Source organism: Sphingobium aquiterrae (assembly GCF_037154135.1).
Classification (GTDB): domain Bacteria; phylum Pseudomonadota; class Alphaproteobacteria; order Sphingomonadales; family Sphingomonadaceae; genus Sphingobium; species Sphingobium aquiterrae.
This window is the reverse complement of sequence record NZ_JBANFL010000017.1, coordinates 19,922-39,237: the sequence shown is the minus strand read 5'-3', so window position 1 is coordinate 39,237 and position 19,316 is coordinate 19,922. Positions and strand designations below refer to the sequence as shown.

Annotated in this window: 19 protein-coding genes; 4 read left to right on the top strand and 15 right to left on the bottom strand. The window is 62.2% G+C overall.

Features of this window, described 5'->3' with window-relative positions; genetic code table 11:
* The 6 genes from WFP78_RS17465 to WFP78_RS17440 form a co-directional block, all read right to left on the bottom strand.
* Positions 1-1,260, bottom strand: coding sequence for an acetyl-CoA hydrolase/transferase family protein (locus WFP78_RS17465; RefSeq protein WP_336965262.1), 1,260 nt, complete (start codon positions 1,258-1,260; stop codon positions 1-3).
* Complete coding sequence (locus WFP78_RS17460) at positions 1,257-2,057, bottom strand: crotonase/enoyl-CoA hydratase family protein (RefSeq protein ID WP_336965260.1); 801 nt, start codon at positions 2,055-2,057, stop codon at positions 1,257-1,259. Before WFP78_RS17460 ends, WFP78_RS17465 begins: the two co-directional genes overlap by 4 nt.
* Positions 2,058-2,079: 22 nt before the next feature.
* Positions 2,080-3,222, bottom strand: coding sequence for an acyl-CoA dehydrogenase family protein (locus WFP78_RS17455; protein WP_336965257.1), 1,143 nt, complete (start codon positions 3,220-3,222; stop codon positions 2,080-2,082).
* Between the two features lie 4 nt (positions 3,223-3,226).
* The gene (locus tag WFP78_RS17450) at positions 3,227-4,291 is read right to left on the bottom strand and encodes an acyl-CoA dehydrogenase family protein (RefSeq protein WP_336965253.1); all 1,065 of its coding nucleotides are present in this window, start codon (positions 4,289-4,291) and stop codon (positions 3,227-3,229) included.
* A gap of 103 nt (positions 4,292-4,394) precedes the next feature.
* Positions 4,395-4,874, bottom strand: coding sequence for a Zn-ribbon domain-containing OB-fold protein (locus tag WFP78_RS17445; RefSeq protein ID WP_336965250.1), 480 nt, complete (start codon positions 4,872-4,874; stop codon positions 4,395-4,397).
* 142 nt (positions 4,875-5,016) lie between these two features.
* Positions 5,017-5,880, bottom strand: a complete 864-nt coding sequence (locus tag WFP78_RS17440) for a sugar phosphate isomerase/epimerase family protein (RefSeq protein WP_336965248.1) — start codon at positions 5,878-5,880, stop codon at positions 5,017-5,019.
* A 214-nt stretch (positions 5,881-6,094) separates the two neighbouring features.
* Between WFP78_RS17440 and WFP78_RS17435 the strand changes: the two genes are divergently transcribed.
* The 3 genes from WFP78_RS17435 to WFP78_RS17425 all read left to right on the top strand — a co-directional run bounded on the left by WFP78_RS17435 (position 6,095) and on the right by WFP78_RS17425 (position 9,121).
* A complete protein-coding gene (locus WFP78_RS17435; protein WP_336965245.1) occupies positions 6,095-6,595 on the top strand; it encodes a nuclear transport factor 2 family protein in 501 nt (166 codons plus the stop codon).
* Positions 6,596-6,617: 22 nt separating this feature from the next.
* Positions 6,618-6,998, top strand: a complete 381-nt coding sequence (locus WFP78_RS17430; protein WP_336965242.1) for an EthD domain-containing protein — start codon at positions 6,618-6,620, stop codon at positions 6,996-6,998.
* Positions 6,999-7,102: 104 nt separating this feature from the next.
* On the top strand, positions 7,103-9,121 hold the full coding sequence (locus tag WFP78_RS17425; RefSeq protein WP_336965240.1) for a PQQ-dependent dehydrogenase, methanol/ethanol family: 2,019 nt from the start codon (positions 7,103-7,105) through the stop codon (positions 9,119-9,121).
* An 18-nt stretch (positions 9,122-9,139) separates the two neighbouring features.
* Here the strand turns inward: WFP78_RS17425 and WFP78_RS17420 are convergent, their stop codons facing one another.
* A complete protein-coding gene (locus tag WFP78_RS17420) occupies positions 9,140-9,535 on the bottom strand; it encodes an EthD domain-containing protein (RefSeq protein WP_336965239.1) in 396 nt (131 codons plus the stop codon).
* A 69-nt stretch (positions 9,536-9,604) separates the two neighbouring features.
* The gene (locus WFP78_RS17415; protein WP_336965236.1) at positions 9,605-11,965 is read right to left on the bottom strand and encodes a TonB-dependent receptor; all 2,361 of its coding nucleotides are present in this window, start codon (positions 11,963-11,965) and stop codon (positions 9,605-9,607) included.
* Positions 11,966-12,260: 295 nt separating this feature from the next.
* Here WFP78_RS17415 and WFP78_RS17410 point away from each other — a divergent pair, with 295 nt between their 5' ends.
* Positions 12,261-13,448, top strand: coding sequence for an epoxide hydrolase family protein (locus tag WFP78_RS17410; RefSeq protein WP_336965233.1), 1,188 nt, complete (start codon positions 12,261-12,263; stop codon positions 13,446-13,448).
* An 11-nt stretch (positions 13,449-13,459) separates the two neighbouring features.
* On the opposite strand, the gene WFP78_RS17405 is transcribed toward WFP78_RS17410, so the two are convergent.
* The 7 genes from WFP78_RS17405 to WFP78_RS17375 form a co-directional block, all read right to left on the bottom strand.
* On the bottom strand, positions 13,460-13,687 hold the full coding sequence (locus tag WFP78_RS17405) for a ferredoxin (protein ID WP_336965231.1): 228 nt from the start codon (positions 13,685-13,687) through the stop codon (positions 13,460-13,462).
* A complete protein-coding gene (locus WFP78_RS17400) occupies positions 13,680-14,903 on the bottom strand; it encodes a cytochrome P450 (RefSeq protein WP_336965228.1) in 1,224 nt (407 codons plus the stop codon). The genes WFP78_RS17405 and WFP78_RS17400 overlap by 8 nt, the downstream gene beginning before the upstream one ends.
* A gap of 107 nt (positions 14,904-15,010) precedes the next feature.
* Complete coding sequence (locus tag WFP78_RS17395; RefSeq protein ID WP_336965226.1) at positions 15,011-15,769, bottom strand: SDR family NAD(P)-dependent oxidoreductase; 759 nt, start codon at positions 15,767-15,769, stop codon at positions 15,011-15,013.
* A 12-nt stretch (positions 15,770-15,781) separates the two neighbouring features.
* A complete protein-coding gene (locus WFP78_RS17390) occupies positions 15,782-17,323 on the bottom strand; it encodes a class I adenylate-forming enzyme family protein (protein WP_336965224.1) in 1,542 nt (513 codons plus the stop codon).
* Positions 17,324-17,375: 52 nt separating this feature from the next.
* Complete coding sequence (gene budC, locus WFP78_RS17385) at positions 17,376-18,152, bottom strand: meso-2,3-butanediol dehydrogenase (RefSeq protein ID WP_336965222.1); 777 nt, start codon at positions 18,150-18,152, stop codon at positions 17,376-17,378.
* 32 nt (positions 18,153-18,184) lie between these two features.
* A complete protein-coding gene (locus tag WFP78_RS17380; protein WP_336965219.1) occupies positions 18,185-18,580 on the bottom strand; it encodes a nuclear transport factor 2 family protein in 396 nt (131 codons plus the stop codon).
* Between the two features lie 72 nt (positions 18,581-18,652).
* Positions 18,653-19,261 carry a VOC family protein gene (locus tag WFP78_RS17375; RefSeq protein ID WP_336965216.1) on the bottom strand — a complete coding sequence of 203 codons (609 nt, stop codon included), beginning with the start codon at positions 19,259-19,261 and terminating at the stop codon, positions 18,653-18,655.
* Positions 19,262-19,316 lie beyond the last annotated feature (55 nt).

Sequence of the window (19,316 nt, the reverse complement as noted above, 5' to 3'; positions counted from 1 at the left end):
TCAAAACCCCTGCTTCAGCCTGTCGAACCCCTGCCGTTCCAAAGTCTCGCGGAATGCAGGATCGGCTATCTCGATCATCCGCCGCATTCTTGCCCGCATGGGCTGGCCGCGCAGGTCCGCCACGCCATGTTCGGTGACGATGTAGTCGACATCGGACCGCGCGCAGGTGACGTTATCGACCCTGCCCAATATCCGGCTGATCGCGCCGCGTGCAGCGGTGGAGGGCAGGGCGATGATCGCGCAGCCCTGTGCGGCGCCGTTGGCGGCATGCATGAAATCGATCTGGCCACCGACGCCGCCGATATAGGTGCCGTTGGTGACTTCGGCATTCACCTGGCCGGTGATGTCCACCTCGATCGCCGAATTGATCGCGACCAGATTGGGTATCTGGGAGGTCGTAGCCGCCAGGTGGGTATAGTCGAACGGCTCGATCCGGAATGCCTTGTTATTACCGGCCGCCCTCAACAGCCGCATAGTGCCGAATAGCGACCCGGTGACGGTGACCCCGCGATCGATGGGCTTGTCGGCGTTCGTGATGACGCCCGCTTCGATCAGGTCGAGTATCGAATCGCCGATCGTGCCCGAATGAATGCCCAGATTCCGGCGATCCATCAGCCGGGTGAGCAATGCGTCGATGGTGCCGCCGATACCGACCTGCAGCGTAGCCCCGTCAGGCACGATGCCGGCAACATTCGCCGCGATCGCCGATTCGATGGCGGAAGGCGGGCGCGAAGCCAGTTCGGCCGGCCGCCGATCAGTCTCCACCGTCATCGCCAGATTGTCGAGGTCAGGCAGTTCCCGTCCATAGGTCCAGGGTATGGCGGCATTGACCTCCGCAACGACGATGCGGGCTTTGCGCATCGCGTTGCGCATATAGTCGTTGATCGGACCGAGGCTGTGTCTGCCATTGGGGCCTTTGGGGCTCAACTGCACAAGCGCCACGTCGCAACCGATCTGCCCGTCGTCGATGGCGCGCGCGATGCGCGATATATGGATGGGATAAATCTCCAGCATGCCCGCAGCAGCCAGCGGCCTGGTCGTGCCCAGCGTGCCATAGCTGCCGATGGTGAGATGATCGGCATGAGCGGGCTGGAGCGTCTGGGAGAAACAGGCGCCTACGAAGACCGAAAGCGGCCCCAGCTCGGCACGCTGCGCCACGAGCGATTCGGTCAGGGTGAGCGGCTCGCCGGTGCCCTGACCCCAGATGACGGAGTCGCCGGGCCGAAGGAAGGGGGACAGATCGACCAGCGTCGCGCTCATAGACCGGTGAACTGCGGCCTGCGCTTATCGCGGAATGCGGCGATGGCTTCCCGATGATCGGCCGTCGTATGGGCGAGCGCCTGATAGGCGGCTGCGGTCTCCAGATGTTCGTCCAGCCTCTGGTGGCGGGCCTGGTGCATCAGCCGCTTGGCCATGCGAACGGCGTGAGGGGGGTTGGCGGCGATACGATTGGCGAGGTCGCGAGCCGCGTCCAGCAACTCCGCCTCGGGCACGACCCGCGAGACCAGCCCGCAGGCCAGAGCGTCCGCCGCATCGATGAATTCGCCCGTGAACGCCATCTCGCAGGCTTTGGAAAAGCCCACCACGCGGGGCAGGAGCCACGCGCCGCCGTCGCCGGGGATGAGGCCCAGCTTCACGAAGCTTTCCGCAAAGCGGGCCGTGTCCGCCGCTATGCGGATATCGCACATGCAGGCAAGGTCGCAGCCTGCGCCTACGGCGGCACCCTGGACGGCGGCGATGACGGGCACCTCCATTTTTTCGAACAGGATCGGGATGCGCTGGATGCCTGCCTTGTAGCCTGCCGGCGTTTCGACCGGCGAACCGCCTCCCAACTCCCCCGGCTGGCCGATCTTGGTGAGATTGCCGCCCGAGCTGAAGGTCGGCCCGGCCGCTGCCAATATGACGCAACGGATGTCCGGATCGCGATCGACCTCTTCGAGCCTTGCGGTCAGCGCTTCGATCATGTCGATGTCGGAAATCGGGTTGCGCAGCGCCGGGTTGTTCAGCGTCACGACGGCGATCGGACCGTCTCTCTCGACCAATACCAGTTCGCTCATAAAAATTCCTCGGGCAGGTTGTTCAGCGAAGGCCCAGGCCGCGCGCGATGATGCCGCGCAGGATTTCCCGCGTGCCGCCGCGCAGCGAGAAGGAAGGCGCATTGAGGGTGAGATAGGTCAGGACCGCTTGGAAATCGGGATCGCCCTTGATCGCGGGATCGCCGATGCCACGGCCGATCTCGGGAATCTCCTGCTCCAGCACCGCGCCCAGATCCTTGACGATGACGGCCTGGAGCGAGGGATCGTCGCCGCGCGACAACTGCCCGGCGACCGAGCGCGACATCAAACGAAGCACCGCGACATGCGCGGACAGGCGGCCGAGCGTCTCAGCCGCCTTTTCGGACATATCAGGTCCGGACGCGCGTGCCAGCTCCGACATCAGCATGAACGACGACAGGAACCGTTCCGGTCCGCTGCGCTCATGCGCCAGCTCGCTCATCACCTGATTCCAGCCGTTGCCCTCCTTGCCCAGCAGCGCATCTCCGGGAAGCAGCGCATCGTCGAAATGGACCTCGTTGAACTCATGCTTGCCCGACGGCACATGGATCGGGCGGACGGTGATACCGGGGGTCTTCAGGTCGACGAGAAACTGGCTGAGCCCCTCATGGCGCGCTTCGTCCGAAGCGCCGGTGCGCGCCAGAAGGATCATGTAATGGGCCAGATGGCCGTTGGTGGTCCATAATTTGGTGCCGTTGATCCGATAGCCGCCCGCCTCCCTGACCGCTCGGGTCCTTACTGCGGCGAGGTCCGATCCCGCATCCGGCTCGCTCATGCCGATGCAGAAATAGCATTCGCCGCGCGCTATCGCAGGCAGGATCCGCTGCCGCTGCTCGTCCGTTCCGAAACGCAACAGGGAAGGGCCGCTCTGCCGGTCGGCGATCCAATGGGCCGCCACCGGCGCGCCGGCCGCGAGAAGCTCCTCGATCACGACGAGGCGCTCCAATCCGCTCCGCTCGTGCCCGCCATATTGTTTCGGCCAGGTCATTCCCAACCAGCCCTGTGCGCCCAGCTTCCGGCTGAAATCCGGATCGGCGCCTGTCCAGGTTTCCGCGCGCTCTGCCGGCTTACGATCGGCGATTTCCCGATCGAGAAAGGCGCGAACCTCGGTTCGCAATTCGTCCGCGCGGGGATGCTCGGCGAAGAAAGGGAAATTTGCTGCGCGCATGGGTTCAAAAATCCGTGATCGCGGGCCACAGGGCCTCTGGCCTTGCCGCCAGCGAGCGGCCGAGGGCGGTTGCCCATTCGAATTCGGTGCCGAATTCGTTGCGCCAGCTCCAGAGCCGGCGGGTCAGCAACTGGAGGGCATGTTCGCGCGTGAAGCCGATCGCGCCGTGGATCTGGTGGGCCGCCGCGGCGATCTTGCCCGCCGCTTCGCTAGACCGGATCTTGGCAGCTGCTACCGCTTCCATCGGCAGCCCCGCTGCCAGCGCCGTGGCCGCCAGATCGACCGCGACCGTGGCCGCCGTCGCTTCTCCCGCCATCACGGCCACCAACTGCTGGACCGCCTGGAAACGGGAGAGGGCGCGACCGAACTGTTTTCTTTCGGTCGAATAGCCGATCGTCATATCGACCGCCGCCTGGGCCGCGCCGGCAAGCTGGGCGGCGCGCAGCACGGCGCCCAGCCGCTGAGGCGTGGCTGGGCCGAAGCCGTCCGGCAGAGGCGCGATGGCTTCCGGGTCGATCACGATATCGAGGGTGATGCTGTCTCGCGGTTCGTCCGCCATGTTCAGCGCTTCGGTCACGACGATGTCATCCCGAAGCAGCGTGGTGATCACCGCCTGTCCATCCAACTGTCCCATGCAAACCAGGTCGCACATGCGGCCCCAGGCGACGTCATGGATCGTCCCGGAAAGGCGAATATCGGCATCGACCCCGGTGAATGCGAGTGGCCCCGACGCAAACACCGTAGGCTTTCCGGCGGGAGGTAACCCGGCGCTCGCGAGCAGCCAGTCGGCCCCCATCGCTTCGGCGAGTGGCAGATTGAGCGCCGCGGCGCCGCTGAGGCGGACGATCATCAGCGCGGCGGCAACGCCGACACCGCCTTCGTCCTCGCTCCGCATGGCTTGCACGAAGCCATTTTCGACGAGCATATCCCAGCCGCTCGCAAACCAGGACACGGATTCACCGGCGCTTCGCGCCGCATCGCTCGCGAGCGGACCGATCGCGGCGAAAATTCCGTTCGCCGTGTCCGCTATCAGATCACGGACATCCTCCCGATCTCTTTCGATTTCCATGACCGTCATACCGTCTTCATCTGTCCGCTGGTGCCTTGGGATCTGCTTCGAACAGATGGAAAGCAAGCGATCGGGGAAAGCGAGGCATGCTCCGTGCGCATCGTCATTCGATGATCTCGAAATGGAAATCGGTGATCCTGGCTTCGCGATCGTCCTTGAATTTGGCGCGCACGCGTGGGCGCTTCATCAGGCTGTAGGCGGCCGCGTCGATATCGGACAGGTCTGTGCCGGTGACATGGTTGAGCAGCGCCGTATCCGCACCGTCCAGGGTGACATAGGCCATGATGAACGGGGGCGGGGGCAGTCCGGGAAACTGCGTCGCGACGATGCTGAAAATATCCAAGACGCCTTCCGGCCCGACCTCCACCCAGTCCTCGGTCTCGACATAGCAGGCGTCGCAATAGGACCGGGCCGGAACCAGTACGCGCTTGCAGGAGGGGCATTTGCGGCCGAAGATCGCGCCATCGTCGCGCAGCCGGTGGAAAAAGCGGCTGGCGGTGTCGCCGGCGAAATAGGTATATTCGAAATCCCACAGGCCCGGAATGCTGATGCGGTCTTCGGGCGTCAGTATCTCACTGCTCACATTTCGCTCCCATGCTCCGACGTGGACCGTCACACCCTGGCGCCAGCAGGCGCCCTGACAGGGTATTTCGATACGGCCATGCTTCTAAATGGCATAACGACCAATTGCGGGATCAAAATGGGATTGTCAACGTATGTGTTGATTAGATATCAAGCCTGGCTGGGGGGGGGGGGGGGGGCCGGGTGGCCGCCAGCACAAGCTGCGTGGTTTCGCCGCCGCGCCGGCCCAGATCGTCCAAGGACAAGGCCGCGATCTCATGCCCGAACACCTCCGGGCCGATCGTCTTCAATGCGCCGCTCGCGGCAAGCGGCTTCACCATTCGCGCGACGTCCAGCGACCCGTCTCCCGCGAAGCCGCGAAAGGCGACGTCGGCTATGAGATTTTTCCAACCGGTGCCCCGGCAAGCATCGGCGAGTTGGACGTCGAACGGGCAACTGGCTGCGATCTCTCCGAGCAATGCCAGGTCGCGCCGAAAATCCTGACCGCCACGCTGCATGTGCCAGGTGTCGAGCACCAGCCCCGCGCCGGGATAAGCGGCCTTGGAGAGAATATCCCAGGCATCGCCCAGTTCGGGAATGCCCCAAAAGGGTATGAACTCCAGCGATGTGCGCATGCCATGCTTCGCCGCCAACCGGCAAAAAGCGTCGAAACATTCGACCTGCACATCCCGATGCAGCGCGCCGGGGTCGAAGGCGCCCACCGCCACGACAGCGGTCATGCCCAGTTCCGCCCCCAGCGCCAGTGCCTCTTCGGTATCGATGGCGAAGCGCTGGCGGATGGACGCGCAGAATTCGGGATCGCCCTGCGTCGGATACCATTTGGGCAACCAGCCCGACACGCCGTCCAGAAAGGTGAAGCGGACGCCCAGATCGTCCGCGCGCTGCCTGATGTCCTGCACACTTGCCCCTTGCGCCCGTGCAGCCAATATCGCTGCGGGCGCCACGGCCAATGAATCGAACTCGCCCGCGGCGGCCACGGCAAGTTGCGCGAAAATGGGCCTGTCCATGATGCAGGATGGCCAGAATATGGTTTCGATCCGCGATTCCGGTGGGAGCAACGTCGATCTCCTTTCAACGGACGCGACCTGGGCCCTGACTGTCCGACGCTTCCTTATGACGGGCTATCTATCAACATTGATGTTGACAGGCAAGCAGGGCGCCATATGCTGCATCCACAAGGTTACGCGGCAAATGCGCGAACCGTCCGATGGGAGGGGTAAAATGTCCGGCAAGGTTCCAGAACGCCACCGCGAACAGATTTTGCTGCGCCTGTTCTTCGAACATGGCGCCGCCGAACGCGCAGGGGATGTGGACGCAGTGATGGCGACGCTGTGCGATGACCCCTATTACGAGCTTTTCCCCCTCAACTACCGCATGCAGGGTCTCGAAGCGGTTCGCGAATTCTATGTGCGGATGCTGGGCGCGTCTGCCCCTGGATCAGCGACCTTTCGCATCACGGACACGTCCGGGAATCTCGGCGATCTTGATGCGCCTTGCGATGTGATCTGGATCGGCACCGACTCCATGGTGACGCGCGACGACCTGTGCATGACCGGCGCCGACGGACGGGAACGACAACTGCGCTATCTCTCCATCTTCACGCTCAAGGGCATGAAGCTGGAGGGGGAGCGGATATATATGTCGGCGGGTGCCGCAGAATATATCCTCGCGACATTGGGGGAGGATTTCGTCCATATCCCCGGCGTTTCCATCATCGACTGAGATATATTCGCAGGAGTTTTCGATGTTCAAGCTCATGATCACCTTCAAGCGAAAGACGGGCGTTTCGATGGAGGAATTCATCGAATATTACGACACGAAGCATCTTGCCCTCGCCAGGCGCATCATGCCGCCCACCTATCTGCATCGCCGTAACTATATCCTCACCCAGCACCCTTTTTACGACTATATCGGTGACGATCGCGGCGAAGCGTCGAAAGAAGCGCCTTTCGATGTCATCAGCGAAGTCTTCTATGAATCGGAAGAGGCGGCCCGCAAGCAGATGGATGCGCTGTTCGATGAGAAGATCGGCGGACAGATCATGGAAGACGAAAAGAATTTCGTCGAGCCGGGCAGCATCAATTTCTACGTCGTCCAGGTGCATCAATCGGCGATTCCCTGGTAATCATGACATCGTCACGGTCTGTGAAATCATGCGCCAGCCTGCTTGCCGTATCGGGCTTGGCGCTGGCCACGCTGTGTGGATGCAGTCCGCACAGGGGCGATACCGTGAGCGACGCCGCCACGGCCATGCTCGCCGGCACGGACGACGGGTCGAACTGGCCGGCCTACGGCCGCACCTATGACGAAAGCCATTATAGCCCGCTAACCGGCATTACCGACGCGAATGCCGCGCGGCTCAAGCTCGCATGGTATTTCGATCTGCCGCCCTCGGTTAGCGTCGCCAGCCAGCCTTTGGCGGTCGGCGGCACCGTCTATATCGCCACCGGGCTCAGCGTCGTCCGCGCACTGGACGGAAAGACGGGACGTCTGCTCTGGGAATATGATCCCCAGGTCGCGCAGACGGGCGCCGACGTGCTGCGTACCGGCTGGGGTATCCGGGGCCTCGCCTGGTGGGACGGTCGCCTGTTCGTCGGAACCCAGGATGGCCGACTGATCGCCGTGGACGCCAGGACCGGCCGGCCGGTATGGACCGCGCAAACCACGACGCCGGGGGACGGCCGATATATCACCGGCGCCCCCAGGGTGTTCAAAGGCCGCGTCATCATCGGCCATGGGGGCGCGGACTATGCCCATATCCGCGGCTATGTCAGTGCTTATGATACCGGCACCGGCAAGCTCCTGTGGCGCTTCTACACGGTGCCTGGCGATCCCGCGAAGGACAAGGACCAGACGACCAGGCTCGCCGCCGCGACCTGGAAGGGGGACTATTACAAGCTGGGCGGCGGCGGGACGGTGTGGAACGCCATCACCTATGACCCGGAACTCGATCGCATCTATATCGGCACCGGGAATGGCGGCCCCTGGAACCAGAAAATACGCAGCCCGGGCGGCGGCGACAATCTGTTCCTGTGCGCCATCGTCGCGCTCGACGCGGCCACCGGCCGGTATCTATGGCACTACCAGACCAATCCGGGAGAAACCTGGGACTACAACTCGGCCATGGACATCGGCTTGGCGACCCTGCCCATCGGCGGTCGGCCGCGCCGCGTGCTGCTCCATGCGCCCAAGAACGGCTTTTTCTATGTCATCGACCGCGACACCGGCAAATTGATCTCGGCCGAACCGATCGCGAAGGTGAACTGGGCGAGCCGCATCGACATCGCATCGGGCAGGCCTGTAGAAGATCCGCAAGCCCGCTATCCCGGCGGCTCCGCGCTGGTTTGGCCTGGACCGCTCGGCGCGCATAACTGGTATCCGATGGCGTTCGATCCGAAGGCGAGGCGGGTCTTCATTCCGACCAGCCGCCTTCCCGGATATTATAGCGACAGGAAGACCGACATCAAAAACTGGCGCCCAAGGCCCGGCGTGATGAATTCGGGGGTCGATCCGCTGCTCGAATTCGATGGCGTGGCGCCGACCGGCAATCTGGGCGCGCTCCAGGCTTGGGACCCGGCCACGCAGCGGCCCTTGTGGGAAGTTCCGTTGCCAAGCCCGGTCAATGGCGGTGTCATGGCGACGGCGGGAAATCTCGTGTTCCAGGGCCGGGCCGACGGCGTCTTCGTCGCTTACGCCGCCGACAGCGGAAAGGCGCTATGGCGTTTCGATGCGCAAAACGGCGTCGTCGCTTCCCCCATCAGCTATCGTGCCGGGGGAAAACAATATGTGACCGTGATCGCCGGCTTTGGCGGCGGCGCCGGCGCCATGGGCGCGCTGTCGGCGGCCTATGGCTGGCAATATCGCACCCAGATGCGCCGCGTGCTGACATTCGCGCTGGATGGCGCGGCCACATTGCCCAAAGCATCGGCGTCGCCTTCTATCCGCGCGATCGAAGACCGGGGATATAGGCCTGCTTTGCCACAGGAAGCTGCGGGTGCGGCCTTGTTCGCCGGCTCATGTGCCTATTGCCATGGCGCGGGCGTCATCGCCGGCGGCGGCGCGCCGGATCTGCGGACATCGTCGATCGTGACCGATCCGTCCCTGTTCCGCAGCATCGTCCATGACGGCGCCCTGTCGCTGGCCGGGATGCCGAAATTCGACAATTTCTCCAACCCGGAACGCGAAGCGATCCGCCAGTATATCCGGTCGCGCGCCGCCCGCCTTCGCGGGGCGAAAGTGGAGCAATAGGCGCGCGCCGGATGAGGTTCAGATCGTCTTGCCGGCCATCAGCGGGTTCGATCCGCCAATGACATGCTCGGTCATGAAGATCATGAGATAGGGCGCGCCCGGATTGGAGATTTTTTCCTCGTCCGGGCGCAGGATGCGGAAATAATCGTCGCTGCCCCAGGCTTTCATGGCGACCTCGATCGAATCGAACCAGAATTCCGACAGGACATCATAGTCCGACTGCCCGTCCGGCATCATCTGGCCGCTATTGAAATCGACCTGGCCGATGATGTGGTTCTGCACATAGCGGTGGCAATGCTGCCAGAATCCGGGACAGGTCTCCACCAGCTTGGCATGCACGGTAAGAGCATGAAAATGATGCTCGTCCCGGGTCATGCCTTCCTTGCGCTTGCCGGCCACCATCACCTTGATCATTGCACTCTCCTAAAAAGCGAAGGGGCACGCAACGTCGATCCGTTACGTGCCCCGATATGGTCTTTGCGATCAAAAGCGCTTGATCGCCGTTACGCCATAGGTGCGCGGAGCGCCCGGCGAGCCGACGACCTGATATCCCAGGAAGTCGGACGATACCGTGCCCGACGTCGTATAGAATTTATTGGTCAGGTTATGCACGAAGGCCGTGACGGAAAGATTCCAGTCCTTGTTCTCCAGGTCGAGGTAGAGATCGACCTTGGTATAATGCGGCTGCGAAACGAAGGACTCCTCGAACTGGTTGAAATAGGTTCGCGACGTATAGGTCGCGCTGGCGCGCGGCGTGATATCCCATGCGCCGCCGTGGATGGTATAGGCGATCTCGCCGTCCAGCTTGTATTTGGGCGCATAGGCGAGCTGATTGCCGGACAGATCGAAGGCGGGCGCGCCGGTCGCCGGTAATGTCACGCCGGGATCGCCCTGACCCGGAAGCCGGGGGTTGGGGGTGATATATTTCTTATATTCCGAATGCAGGTAGGACGTATTGAGGGTAAGGCGCAAATCATCGACCGGTAGGAAGGTGAATTGCCCCTCGAGCCCGTACAGGCTCGCCTTGGCGGCGTTGCGCGTGATGAGCTGAATGCCTTCGGTGATATTGACCTGAAGATTGCTGTAATCATAGTAAAAGGCAGCGATATTCGCGCGAAACCGCCGGTCGAACAGATCGGTTTTCACGCCCGCTTCATAGGAACGCAGCTTCTCCGGCGAAAAGGCCGGGCTGAGGAATCCCGCATTGAACCCGCCGCTCTTGAACCCTTGCGAGAAGGTCGCATAGAGCAGCGTATCCTTGTTGGGCTGATAGTGGATAGTGAACTTCGGATCGAACGAGGTGTAGGTCACACTCTGGCTGAGGAAGGACGTGAACGCCGGGTTCGGCGTGTACAGCAGGTCCTGGATCGCCGATGTCGTGTTGACAGGATCGAATTCATTATATTCGTCGATCGATCGCGATTCATGACTGTAGCGCAGGCCGATATCGACACCCAGCTTGTCGGTGATATTGACCGTTTCCTGGGTGAAGAGCGACCAGGCTTTGGTGGTCTGGTTGCCGCCATAGCCCGGCCCACGATAATAGGCGAAAGGCTGGAAGGGGAGCCCGATCGCCGCCTCATAGGCCGCGCCCGACCCGTTGCCGCCCAGGATCACGTCGACCAGGCGCCCACGAATGGTCGGCTCGATGCCCGCGAAATTGTCCTCCTTGAAATAATAGCCGCCCAGCAGGAAATCGACGATTCCCACTTTGCCGGTCAGCCGGAGTTCCTGGCTCCAGCTTTCGGATTTCTCGCGGATCGGGGCAGGGGTGCCCATGAACGTCGTTTGATCGGCATCGTAGACGCCGTTCTGGCTGAACTTGCGCCACCCGCTGAGGGAGGTCAGCGTCGCGATATCGCCGAGGTGGAGATTTGCTTCGAGCGAGACGCCATAGGCTTCGATATGGTTCTCGGGGCGAAGTCCTCCCAGATCGCGGGGATTTTGCGCATAGACATAATTTTCACCGGGAAAGTTGAAGGTCGACGGCGTCGGCGCATGGCCCGGCGAAAGATCAAGCACATGAAGGCCATTGTTATGATCGTCCGATTTATAATAATCGGCTATAATGGTCGCGTCGAAACTGCTGGACGGCTCGAACGTGATCTTGCCGCGCAGGCCGGTCGAATCCTCGTCATCGATATCGAGGCCGGTATCGATCATCTTGCCGTAGCCCTGGCGAACCGACCGCTGCACCGCCAGTCGAAAGCCGACAGTGTTGGACAGGGGCCCGCCCAGCGCGGCTTCGCCACGCATCAATCCGTAATTGCCGACCGTCAGCGATCCATATCCGTTCAGGACGTCGCCCGGCTTGCGCGAAATGAAGTTGATCGCGCCCGCGGTCGCGTTCCGGCCGTAGAGCGTGCCCTGCGGGCCGGCCAGGACTTCGATGCGCTCCAGATCGAACAGCCCGGTGAACGCTGCCTGCGATCGCGGCTGGTAGATGCCGTCGGTATAGATGGCGACGCGCGGATCGGCCCCGGGCGTAATGGCGTCCAAGCCGACGCCGCGGATGAAGATCTTGGCGCTGCCGGTGTTCTTGCCGAACGTCACATTGGGGATACTGTCAGCGAAGCTCTCGATATTCACGGCCTGGTTTTTCTGCAGGCTGTCGCCGCCGAGGGCGGTGATCGCGATCGGCGTGGCCTGCACGCTGGACTCGCGCCGCTGCGCCGTGACGATGATGTCGTTCAGGCCACTGGCCTGATCCGCAGCGGCATTCGGGTCCGACTGGGGCTCATTGCCCGCGCGCTGTTGAGCCCACGCCTGGGAACCGGCGGCCAATGCCGCGATGGTTGTTCCGACGGCGACGCCGCAACGGAAATATCGTTTGAATTTAGACATAAATCCTCCCCTCCATTGATCATGGATATCTAAGCCGCCCGCATTTTGCGGGTCTGTCTGGTCTTGGCGTCACGCATCGACTTGCCGGCTAGACTAATGCAAAACTCCGCAATGTCAGTCAACACCTTTGTTGACTGGATGGTCGCACCGCCTATATATTGCAGCGCAGACCAAGACATTTCGGGATGGCCTATGTTTCGATTGCTCGGCTTTCGGACGCGCTGCTTAGGCTCGGGCCGACGGCAGGTTCGGGCCTGTTTCTCCCGCCCCTCAGGGCAGTGCGGCAGGCATCCCGATGACTGACCGCTTCGTCGTCTCGCTCGACGATCGTGCATTGCGGACACGGCTGCGCCAGACCCGGTGGCTCGATATGCCGGCGGGGCCGGCCGGCGCCTATGGCGTGGACCAAGCTGCGCTGCGTGCGCTGGTGGAATATTGGCTCGACGCGTTCAGCTGGGACAGGATGCAGGCCGCGATCAATCGCCACGACCATTATCGCACTACGATCGACGGCCAATGCATCCATTATATCCATGTCCGCAGCGGCAACCCGCGCGCGACGCCCTTGATCCTGACGCATGGGTGGCCCTGGACATTCTGGGACATGCGCAGGCTGTTCGCACCGCTCACCGATCCGTCGAGTCACGGTGGAAGGGAATCGGATGCGTTCGACCTCATCGTGCCGTCCCTGCCGGGATTCGGATTTTCCACGCCGGCGGCTCCGGCGGGAGGCAACTTCTGGAGAACGGCGGATCTGTGGCACCGGCTGATGACGGATGTCCTTGGATATGATCGCTATGGTGCCGCGGGAGGGGATTGGGGGGCGTTCGTCTCCGCGCAACTGGGTCATAAATATGCGTGGCAGATCATCGCCATCCATCTGAGTCAGGCTGTCCCGCTCGGCATGTTCAGCACGGGCCATCCGTGGCGAGCGAGAATCTCCGGCGGCCCATCGCCGAGCGAGGCCGCGCTGCGATATGAACGTCGCTTCGCCAGCCACCTCGCGGTGCATATGATCGAGCCCGATACCTTGGCTTATGGGCTCAACGATTCGCCCATGGGCATGCTCGCCTGGCTGTTTCAGCGCTGGTGCAGTTGGGATGGCACATCGGGGGAAGGCGTTTCCGCGCTGACGAAGAACCAGATGCTGGCCAATGCAACGCTCTACTGGCTGAACGAAAGCCTTCCTTCGTCGTTGCGCTTCTACGCCAATGCGGGACTGGAACCGTGGCGGCCTTCCCACGGCAGGCATCCGCTGGTCGAAGCGCCCACGGGCGTCACGATGCTGGCGGGAGACCTGCCCGAAGGCGTGGATCTCGAACGGGTGGTCGCGCGCTTCCGGCACAGCCCACGCGGCGCGCAATATAACATCGTTCATGCCGCCGCGCATGAGAAAGGCGGGCACTTCGCGCATTTCCAGAATCCCGCGGCCATCGTTGCAGATATCCGCGCGACATTCCGCGCGGTCCGTGGCGCGGATTGAGGCTGCAGCGGCTATTCGATCGCTTCGTCCAGCAGATGGATGGCCTGCATCGGACAACAATCCGCGGCCTCCTGCAATTGTTGCGCGGTGTAACCCTCACCCTTGCCCTTGAAGATCGCCAGCCGTTCCTTGTTGTATCGGAAGGCATGCGGGGCAATGCGGATACATTCGCCGACGCCGACGCATAGCGCATGGTCGATCTCGGCGCGGGGCAGGGCGGGCGAAGGCGCGTCAGGCATCGTGAAACTTGACCTTCAGGCCCTTCAGGCTGCGCGACACCATCGTGCGATTATAGCGAAGATCGTCCTGCACGACCTCGATCCGCGAGAATTCCTGGCTCAGGAAGCGCAGAGCCTCCTGCATTTCAAGACGTGCCAGAGGCGCGCCCAAACAGGTGTGGATACCTTGTCCGAAGGCCGCATGCTTGTTGGGCCAGCGGCTTATGTCCAGCCGGTCGGGATCGTCGAAAGCCTTGGGATCCCGATTGGCGGCATGCTGCACCAGAAGTACCCGGTCCATGCGCTTTATAGCGTGCCCGCCAAATTCAAAATCTTCGGTCGCCCAACGCCCAAGTCCGCGAATGGGTCCGTCGAAGCGCAGGCACTCCTCGATCGTGGAGCGCATCAGGGAGGGATCCTCGCGCAGCAACTGCCACTGGTCGGGAAAGCTGTCGAACGCGACGATGCTGTTCGAAAGCAGGTTCATCGTGGTTTCATGGCCGGCGAAGACCATCAGGATGATGTTGGCAATGACCTCTTCTTCGGAAAGCCGCTGACCTTCATGCTCGGCGAAGATCAGCGCACTGATCAGGTCCTCCCTGGGATTTGCACGCCGTTCCGCGATCACGGGGGACAGGAATTCATGCGCCCGATGCAGCGCCTGTTCCGCCCGCTGCATGCGGTTTTCGTCGTCGCCACTAACGAAGATGACGGCGGCCAGATCGTCCGACCAATCGCGGACCTCGTAGCGCCGGTCGCTGGGGACGCCCAGATATTCCGCGATCACGATGACCGGAAGGTGGAAGGCGAAATCGGTCAGGAATTCGACCTCATCCTTGCCGCGAAGCGGTTCGACCAGATCGCGCACAAGATTCCGCGCCCGCTCGCGCACGATCTCGACGCTGCGCGGGGTGAACGCCTTGAAGACCAGGCTGCGCATCCGCGTATGATAAGGCGGATCCTTGAAGAAGAACATGTGCGACAGGAATTCGAGCAGCGCCGTCCCTTCGCCGGCCTGGCGCACTTCCGCGCCGAACGGCCCTGAAAAACGGTCGGAAGAAAGCCGCTTGTTGTCGCGATAGCCCGCCGTGACCTCGTCATAGCTGGTGACGATCCAGCCGTTCCATCGCTTGTTCCAGTAGACGGGATCGCGCTCGCGGAGCTTACGGTAATAGGTCGCGGGACTGCTGATGGCTTCGTCGCTCAACAGGTCGTCGAGATCCTCGGTTTCTAGCATAGATATTCCTTTGAACGCTTCGGACCGAGACATTGTCTCTGTCAACGTGTGTGTTGATCAAATAGGGCCAGCATGTCCCTGGTGTCAAGGCCGTGCTGCCGTGCCGATTATCGCGGCGGCAGCCGAACCGCGCCATCGATCCGGATACATTCGCCGTTCAGCATTGGATTCCCGACGATTTCCCGCACGATGCTCGCAAATTCCTCCGGCAGGCCCATACGGTCGGGGAATTGCACATGCCGTGCCGCCGCTGCCGCCGCCTCGCTGATGCCGGAAAGGATCGGCGTTTCGAACAATCCGGGCGCGATCGTCATGACGCGGATATGGTTGCGGGCGAATTCGCGAGCCAGCGGCAGCGTCATACCCACGATTCCGGCCTTGGAGGCCGCATAGGCGGCATGGCCGATTTGCCCGTCGAATGCCGCGATCGAGGCCGTGTTCACGATGACGGCACGTTCATGCTCATAGCATTCCATCGCCATCGCGCGTGCGGCGAATTTGGCGGACATGGTGAAGGTGCCGATCAGGTTGATTTCGATCACCTTGCGATAGGCATCCGTGGCGAGGGCGACATGATCGCGGCCGACCGCCTTCATGGCCGGCGCGACGCCCGCGCAATTGACCAGAATCCGTGCCGTGCCGTGCCGCGCCGCCGCTGCATCCAGCGCCTGCTCGATGGCGGCTTCGTCCCTGATGTCGGTAGGCAGGAAAAGACCGTCGATTGATGCGGCCAGCGCGGTTCCGAGCGGTTCGTTCAGGTCCAACAGCGCCACTTTCGCGCCCGCTTCCGACAGCATCCTGGCCGTCGCGGCCCCCAGGCCGGAGGCGCCGCCGGTGACGATCGCCGCCATCCCCTCGATACGCATGTCTAAAGCCCCTCAAGCGCCGCCGATGCGGTCTTCCGCAGCTTCCCAGAAGCGCTCGCGTATCTGCTTGCGCGGAACCTTGCCGACCGGGGTGCGGGGCAGGGGCTCCTGCTGCAGATAGACTTTGGTGGGCTTCTTGTAGCCGCCGAGCCTGGTTGCGCAGAGGCCGATGAGTTCTTCCTCGGTCACGCTTTGCCCGTCGTGAAGCACGACTACCGCGACCGGCGTTTCGCCCCAGCGGTCATGGGGCGCTGCGACGACGGCGACTTCGCGCACGGCGGGGTGGGATGCGATGGCGATCTCCAGTTCCGCCGGCCAGATGTTGAAGCCGCCGGAGATGATCATGTCGTCCTTGCGGTCGACCAGATAGAGATAGTTGTTGGCGTCGATATAGCCGACATCCCCACTCAGCACCCAGCCATCCACGAGGCGTTGGGCCGTCATTTCGGGTTCACCCCAAATGCCTTCCATCTGCCCATCGACCTTGATCGCGATTTCGCCTTCCTCGCCGCGCGGCACCGGTCGATTGTCTTCATCCCGGATTTCGACCTGGGCAAAGGGCATGATGCGCCCCACCGAACGCATGGGATTGGAGCCGGGAATATCGGCAAACCACTCGCGGGCCGTCATCCATGTCGCGGGCACCGCTTCGGTCTGGCCGAAGAACTGGTTCATCCGGGCCCCGAAAATCTCATAGGCATCGCGCGACGTCTTCTCGCGCATCGGCGCACCGGCGATGGCCAATGCCTTCAGCTTCGAAAGATCGGGAACGGCATGGTTCTGGCTGTAGGCGACGATGTCGCTGATGATGGTGGGCACGGCAAAGGCATAGCCGCCATGTTCCGACAGCAGCGTCAGGAGTCTTTCCGGTTCGAATTTCGCCTCGAGGATATTGTAGCCGCCCGACAGCCAGATCGGCACGAACAGATATCCCGACCCGTGCGATATCGGCGCGACATGGGTGCAGGCGTCGCCCAGCTCGATGGGTGGCAGGCGGTAGGTCCAGTCCCGCTCGGTGAACATCCAGCTTTTGTGCGTGAAGGCCATGCCTTTGGGAGAGCCCGTCGTGCCGCCGGAATGCCGGATGATGTAATAATCGTCCATGGCGATCGCGGGATCGGGATCCTCGTCGCTGAACGAGGCGAGCCACTGCTCATAATCGTCGTCGCGCACCACGATATGATCGAGGTCCGGGCAAAGCGCCTTGATGCCGGCGATCTCGTCCTGGTGCTTGGCCGCGACGACGATCGCCCGGCAGCCGGTCTGACCGACCATCTTGGCATGCGATGCGCTCGAATTGCGCTTGTAGAGCGGGACGCGCACCAGGTTGGCCGCCGCCGTTCCCAGGAAGAAATCCGAGGATTCGATGCAATTGTCTTCCAGTACCGCGATGCGGTCCCCCGGCTTCACGCCCAGTTGCAGCATGGCGTTCGCAAAACGCAATCCGCGGGTCCAGGCCTCTCCGAAACTCAGGGTACGACCATCGCTGATGATCGCCGGACGATCCTTGTTGGCGAAGGCTGCCGATCGCATCGCATCCCGGACATTGATCAATTTACGTTCCTTCTTCCTTCAAGAGTTGACAGTGGCCCGCTTGCGGTCCTTCTCATCCCAGGACGTTGGGGCTGCCGGTCCAGGCGGTGATCCCGTTGTCGACGACCACTGCGGCACCCACCATCGCACTGGCGTCGTCACTGGCGAGAAACGCGATGACCGCCGCTATTTCCTCGGGTTCGGCGGCGCGGCCGGCGGGAATATTGGCCGTGATCCTCGACCAGAGATCCGGGTTGGATTTCAGGAATCCGGCCGCGGGCGTATCGACCATGCCCGGGCAGATCGCATTTATGCGGATGCCTTCCCGGATATGGTCGAGCGCGATCGCCCGGGTGAAGTTAAGGATACCGCCTTTCGCCGCGCCATAGGCCGAAAGACTATATTCGCCATACATTCCGGCGATGGAGGCGACGTTGACGATCGCTCCACCACCGGCCGCGCGGATCAGCGGGATGCCCAGCTTGCAGCAATAAAAGGGACCGTCCAGCACAACGCCCAGGGTTTTGCGCCATTCTTCCAGCGGCAGGTCCGGCGCCTGTCCGGCGGTTCCCAGTCCTGCATTGTTGATCAGAACGTCGATCTTCGCCACGCGCTCCGCGATCCGGGCAAAGGCTGCGGAAATCGAATCCCAGTCGGACACGTCGGCCTGCTCGACCAAAGCTTCGGCTCCAAAGGCGTCCGCGATGGCGCTTGCGGTCGCCTCTGCGCCTTCCCGGTTGATATCGAGAAGAATGAGTTGCGCGCCCTCGCTGGCAAATCGCTTCGCCGTGGCCGCCCCGATGCCCGAACCGGCGCCGGTCACCACTATGGTCTTGTTCTTGAACCGCATGTCGTTACCCCGCGCTCGGATCGGTCTGCTATTCAGGCGGCGGCCCCGCTTTTGATTCCCTCGAATGCTTCGGGAACCACATGCGCGCTGTCGAGATATTCGTAGATCTCCGTGACCTTGCCGTCGCGGATGGTCAGGAAGATGGACACGGGGATGACGTTCGTCGCGCCGCTGGCCTTCATGCGCACATGGATATTGTGGCGCTGGATGACCCTGTCGCCGATGACGAAGCGTTCTTCGATGACATATTTGCTCTCGGCCGCCGCCGCGAACTGAGCGAGGGTCTGCACCCCGTCCTTCTTGTTCTGCGTGATACCGTCGAAATTATGCCAGATACCCGCCTCGTCATCATATAGGCGGTTGAGGGTATCGACATCGCCGTTTTCGATGGCCGCGAAAAACGCGTCCGCAATCGACTCGATTGACATGGTGCCTCCTAAAAATCGCTCGCGCCACGCGCCGAGCTTTATGTTTTGCAATCGTGTTTCGTCGTGAACCGATTATCCGCGGGGGAAATCGGCCATGCCGCGCGGGCCGATATAGGCGCGCCTTTTCAGCTCCGCTTCCGGCACGCCGTTGCGCAGCCGCGCCAGCATTTCGACCGGATCGATATCGACGCCGATGGGATTTTCGGCGAATTCGGGCAGGCGGCAATAGGCGATCCCCTCCGCCGCCGTGTCGAAATTGTCCACCTGCATCTCGACGCGGTTGCCATCGGGGTCGCGGAAATACATGGATGTTGTCGGACCGTGATTGACGGCCCAATAAGGCTTCACGCCCACTGCCGTGAGCCTTTCATGCGTTTCGAACAGATCGCGCAGCGACGCATAGGTGAAGGCGACATGATGAAAGCCCGCCACGCCGTCCGCCAGATCCTTTAGGTCCGGAACATTGACGATGGCGACGCGATGATGCTCCTCGTCATAGGTCATGAATGCGACATTCTCGTCTTCATGAGACGATATGAGACCAAGCAATTGCTTGTAGAATGCCACCATTTCCTGAAATCGGCTCGTATATACGACGAAATGCGCGATCTGCGTCGGCGCGATCGTCCTGGGAGCACCATCATTATTATTTGATGGTCGTTCCAGTACCGGGTTGCTCATTCTGCCTCTCCTCTCGTCGATAGTCGGCGTTTCATGTCGGGCGTCATAGGCCCTG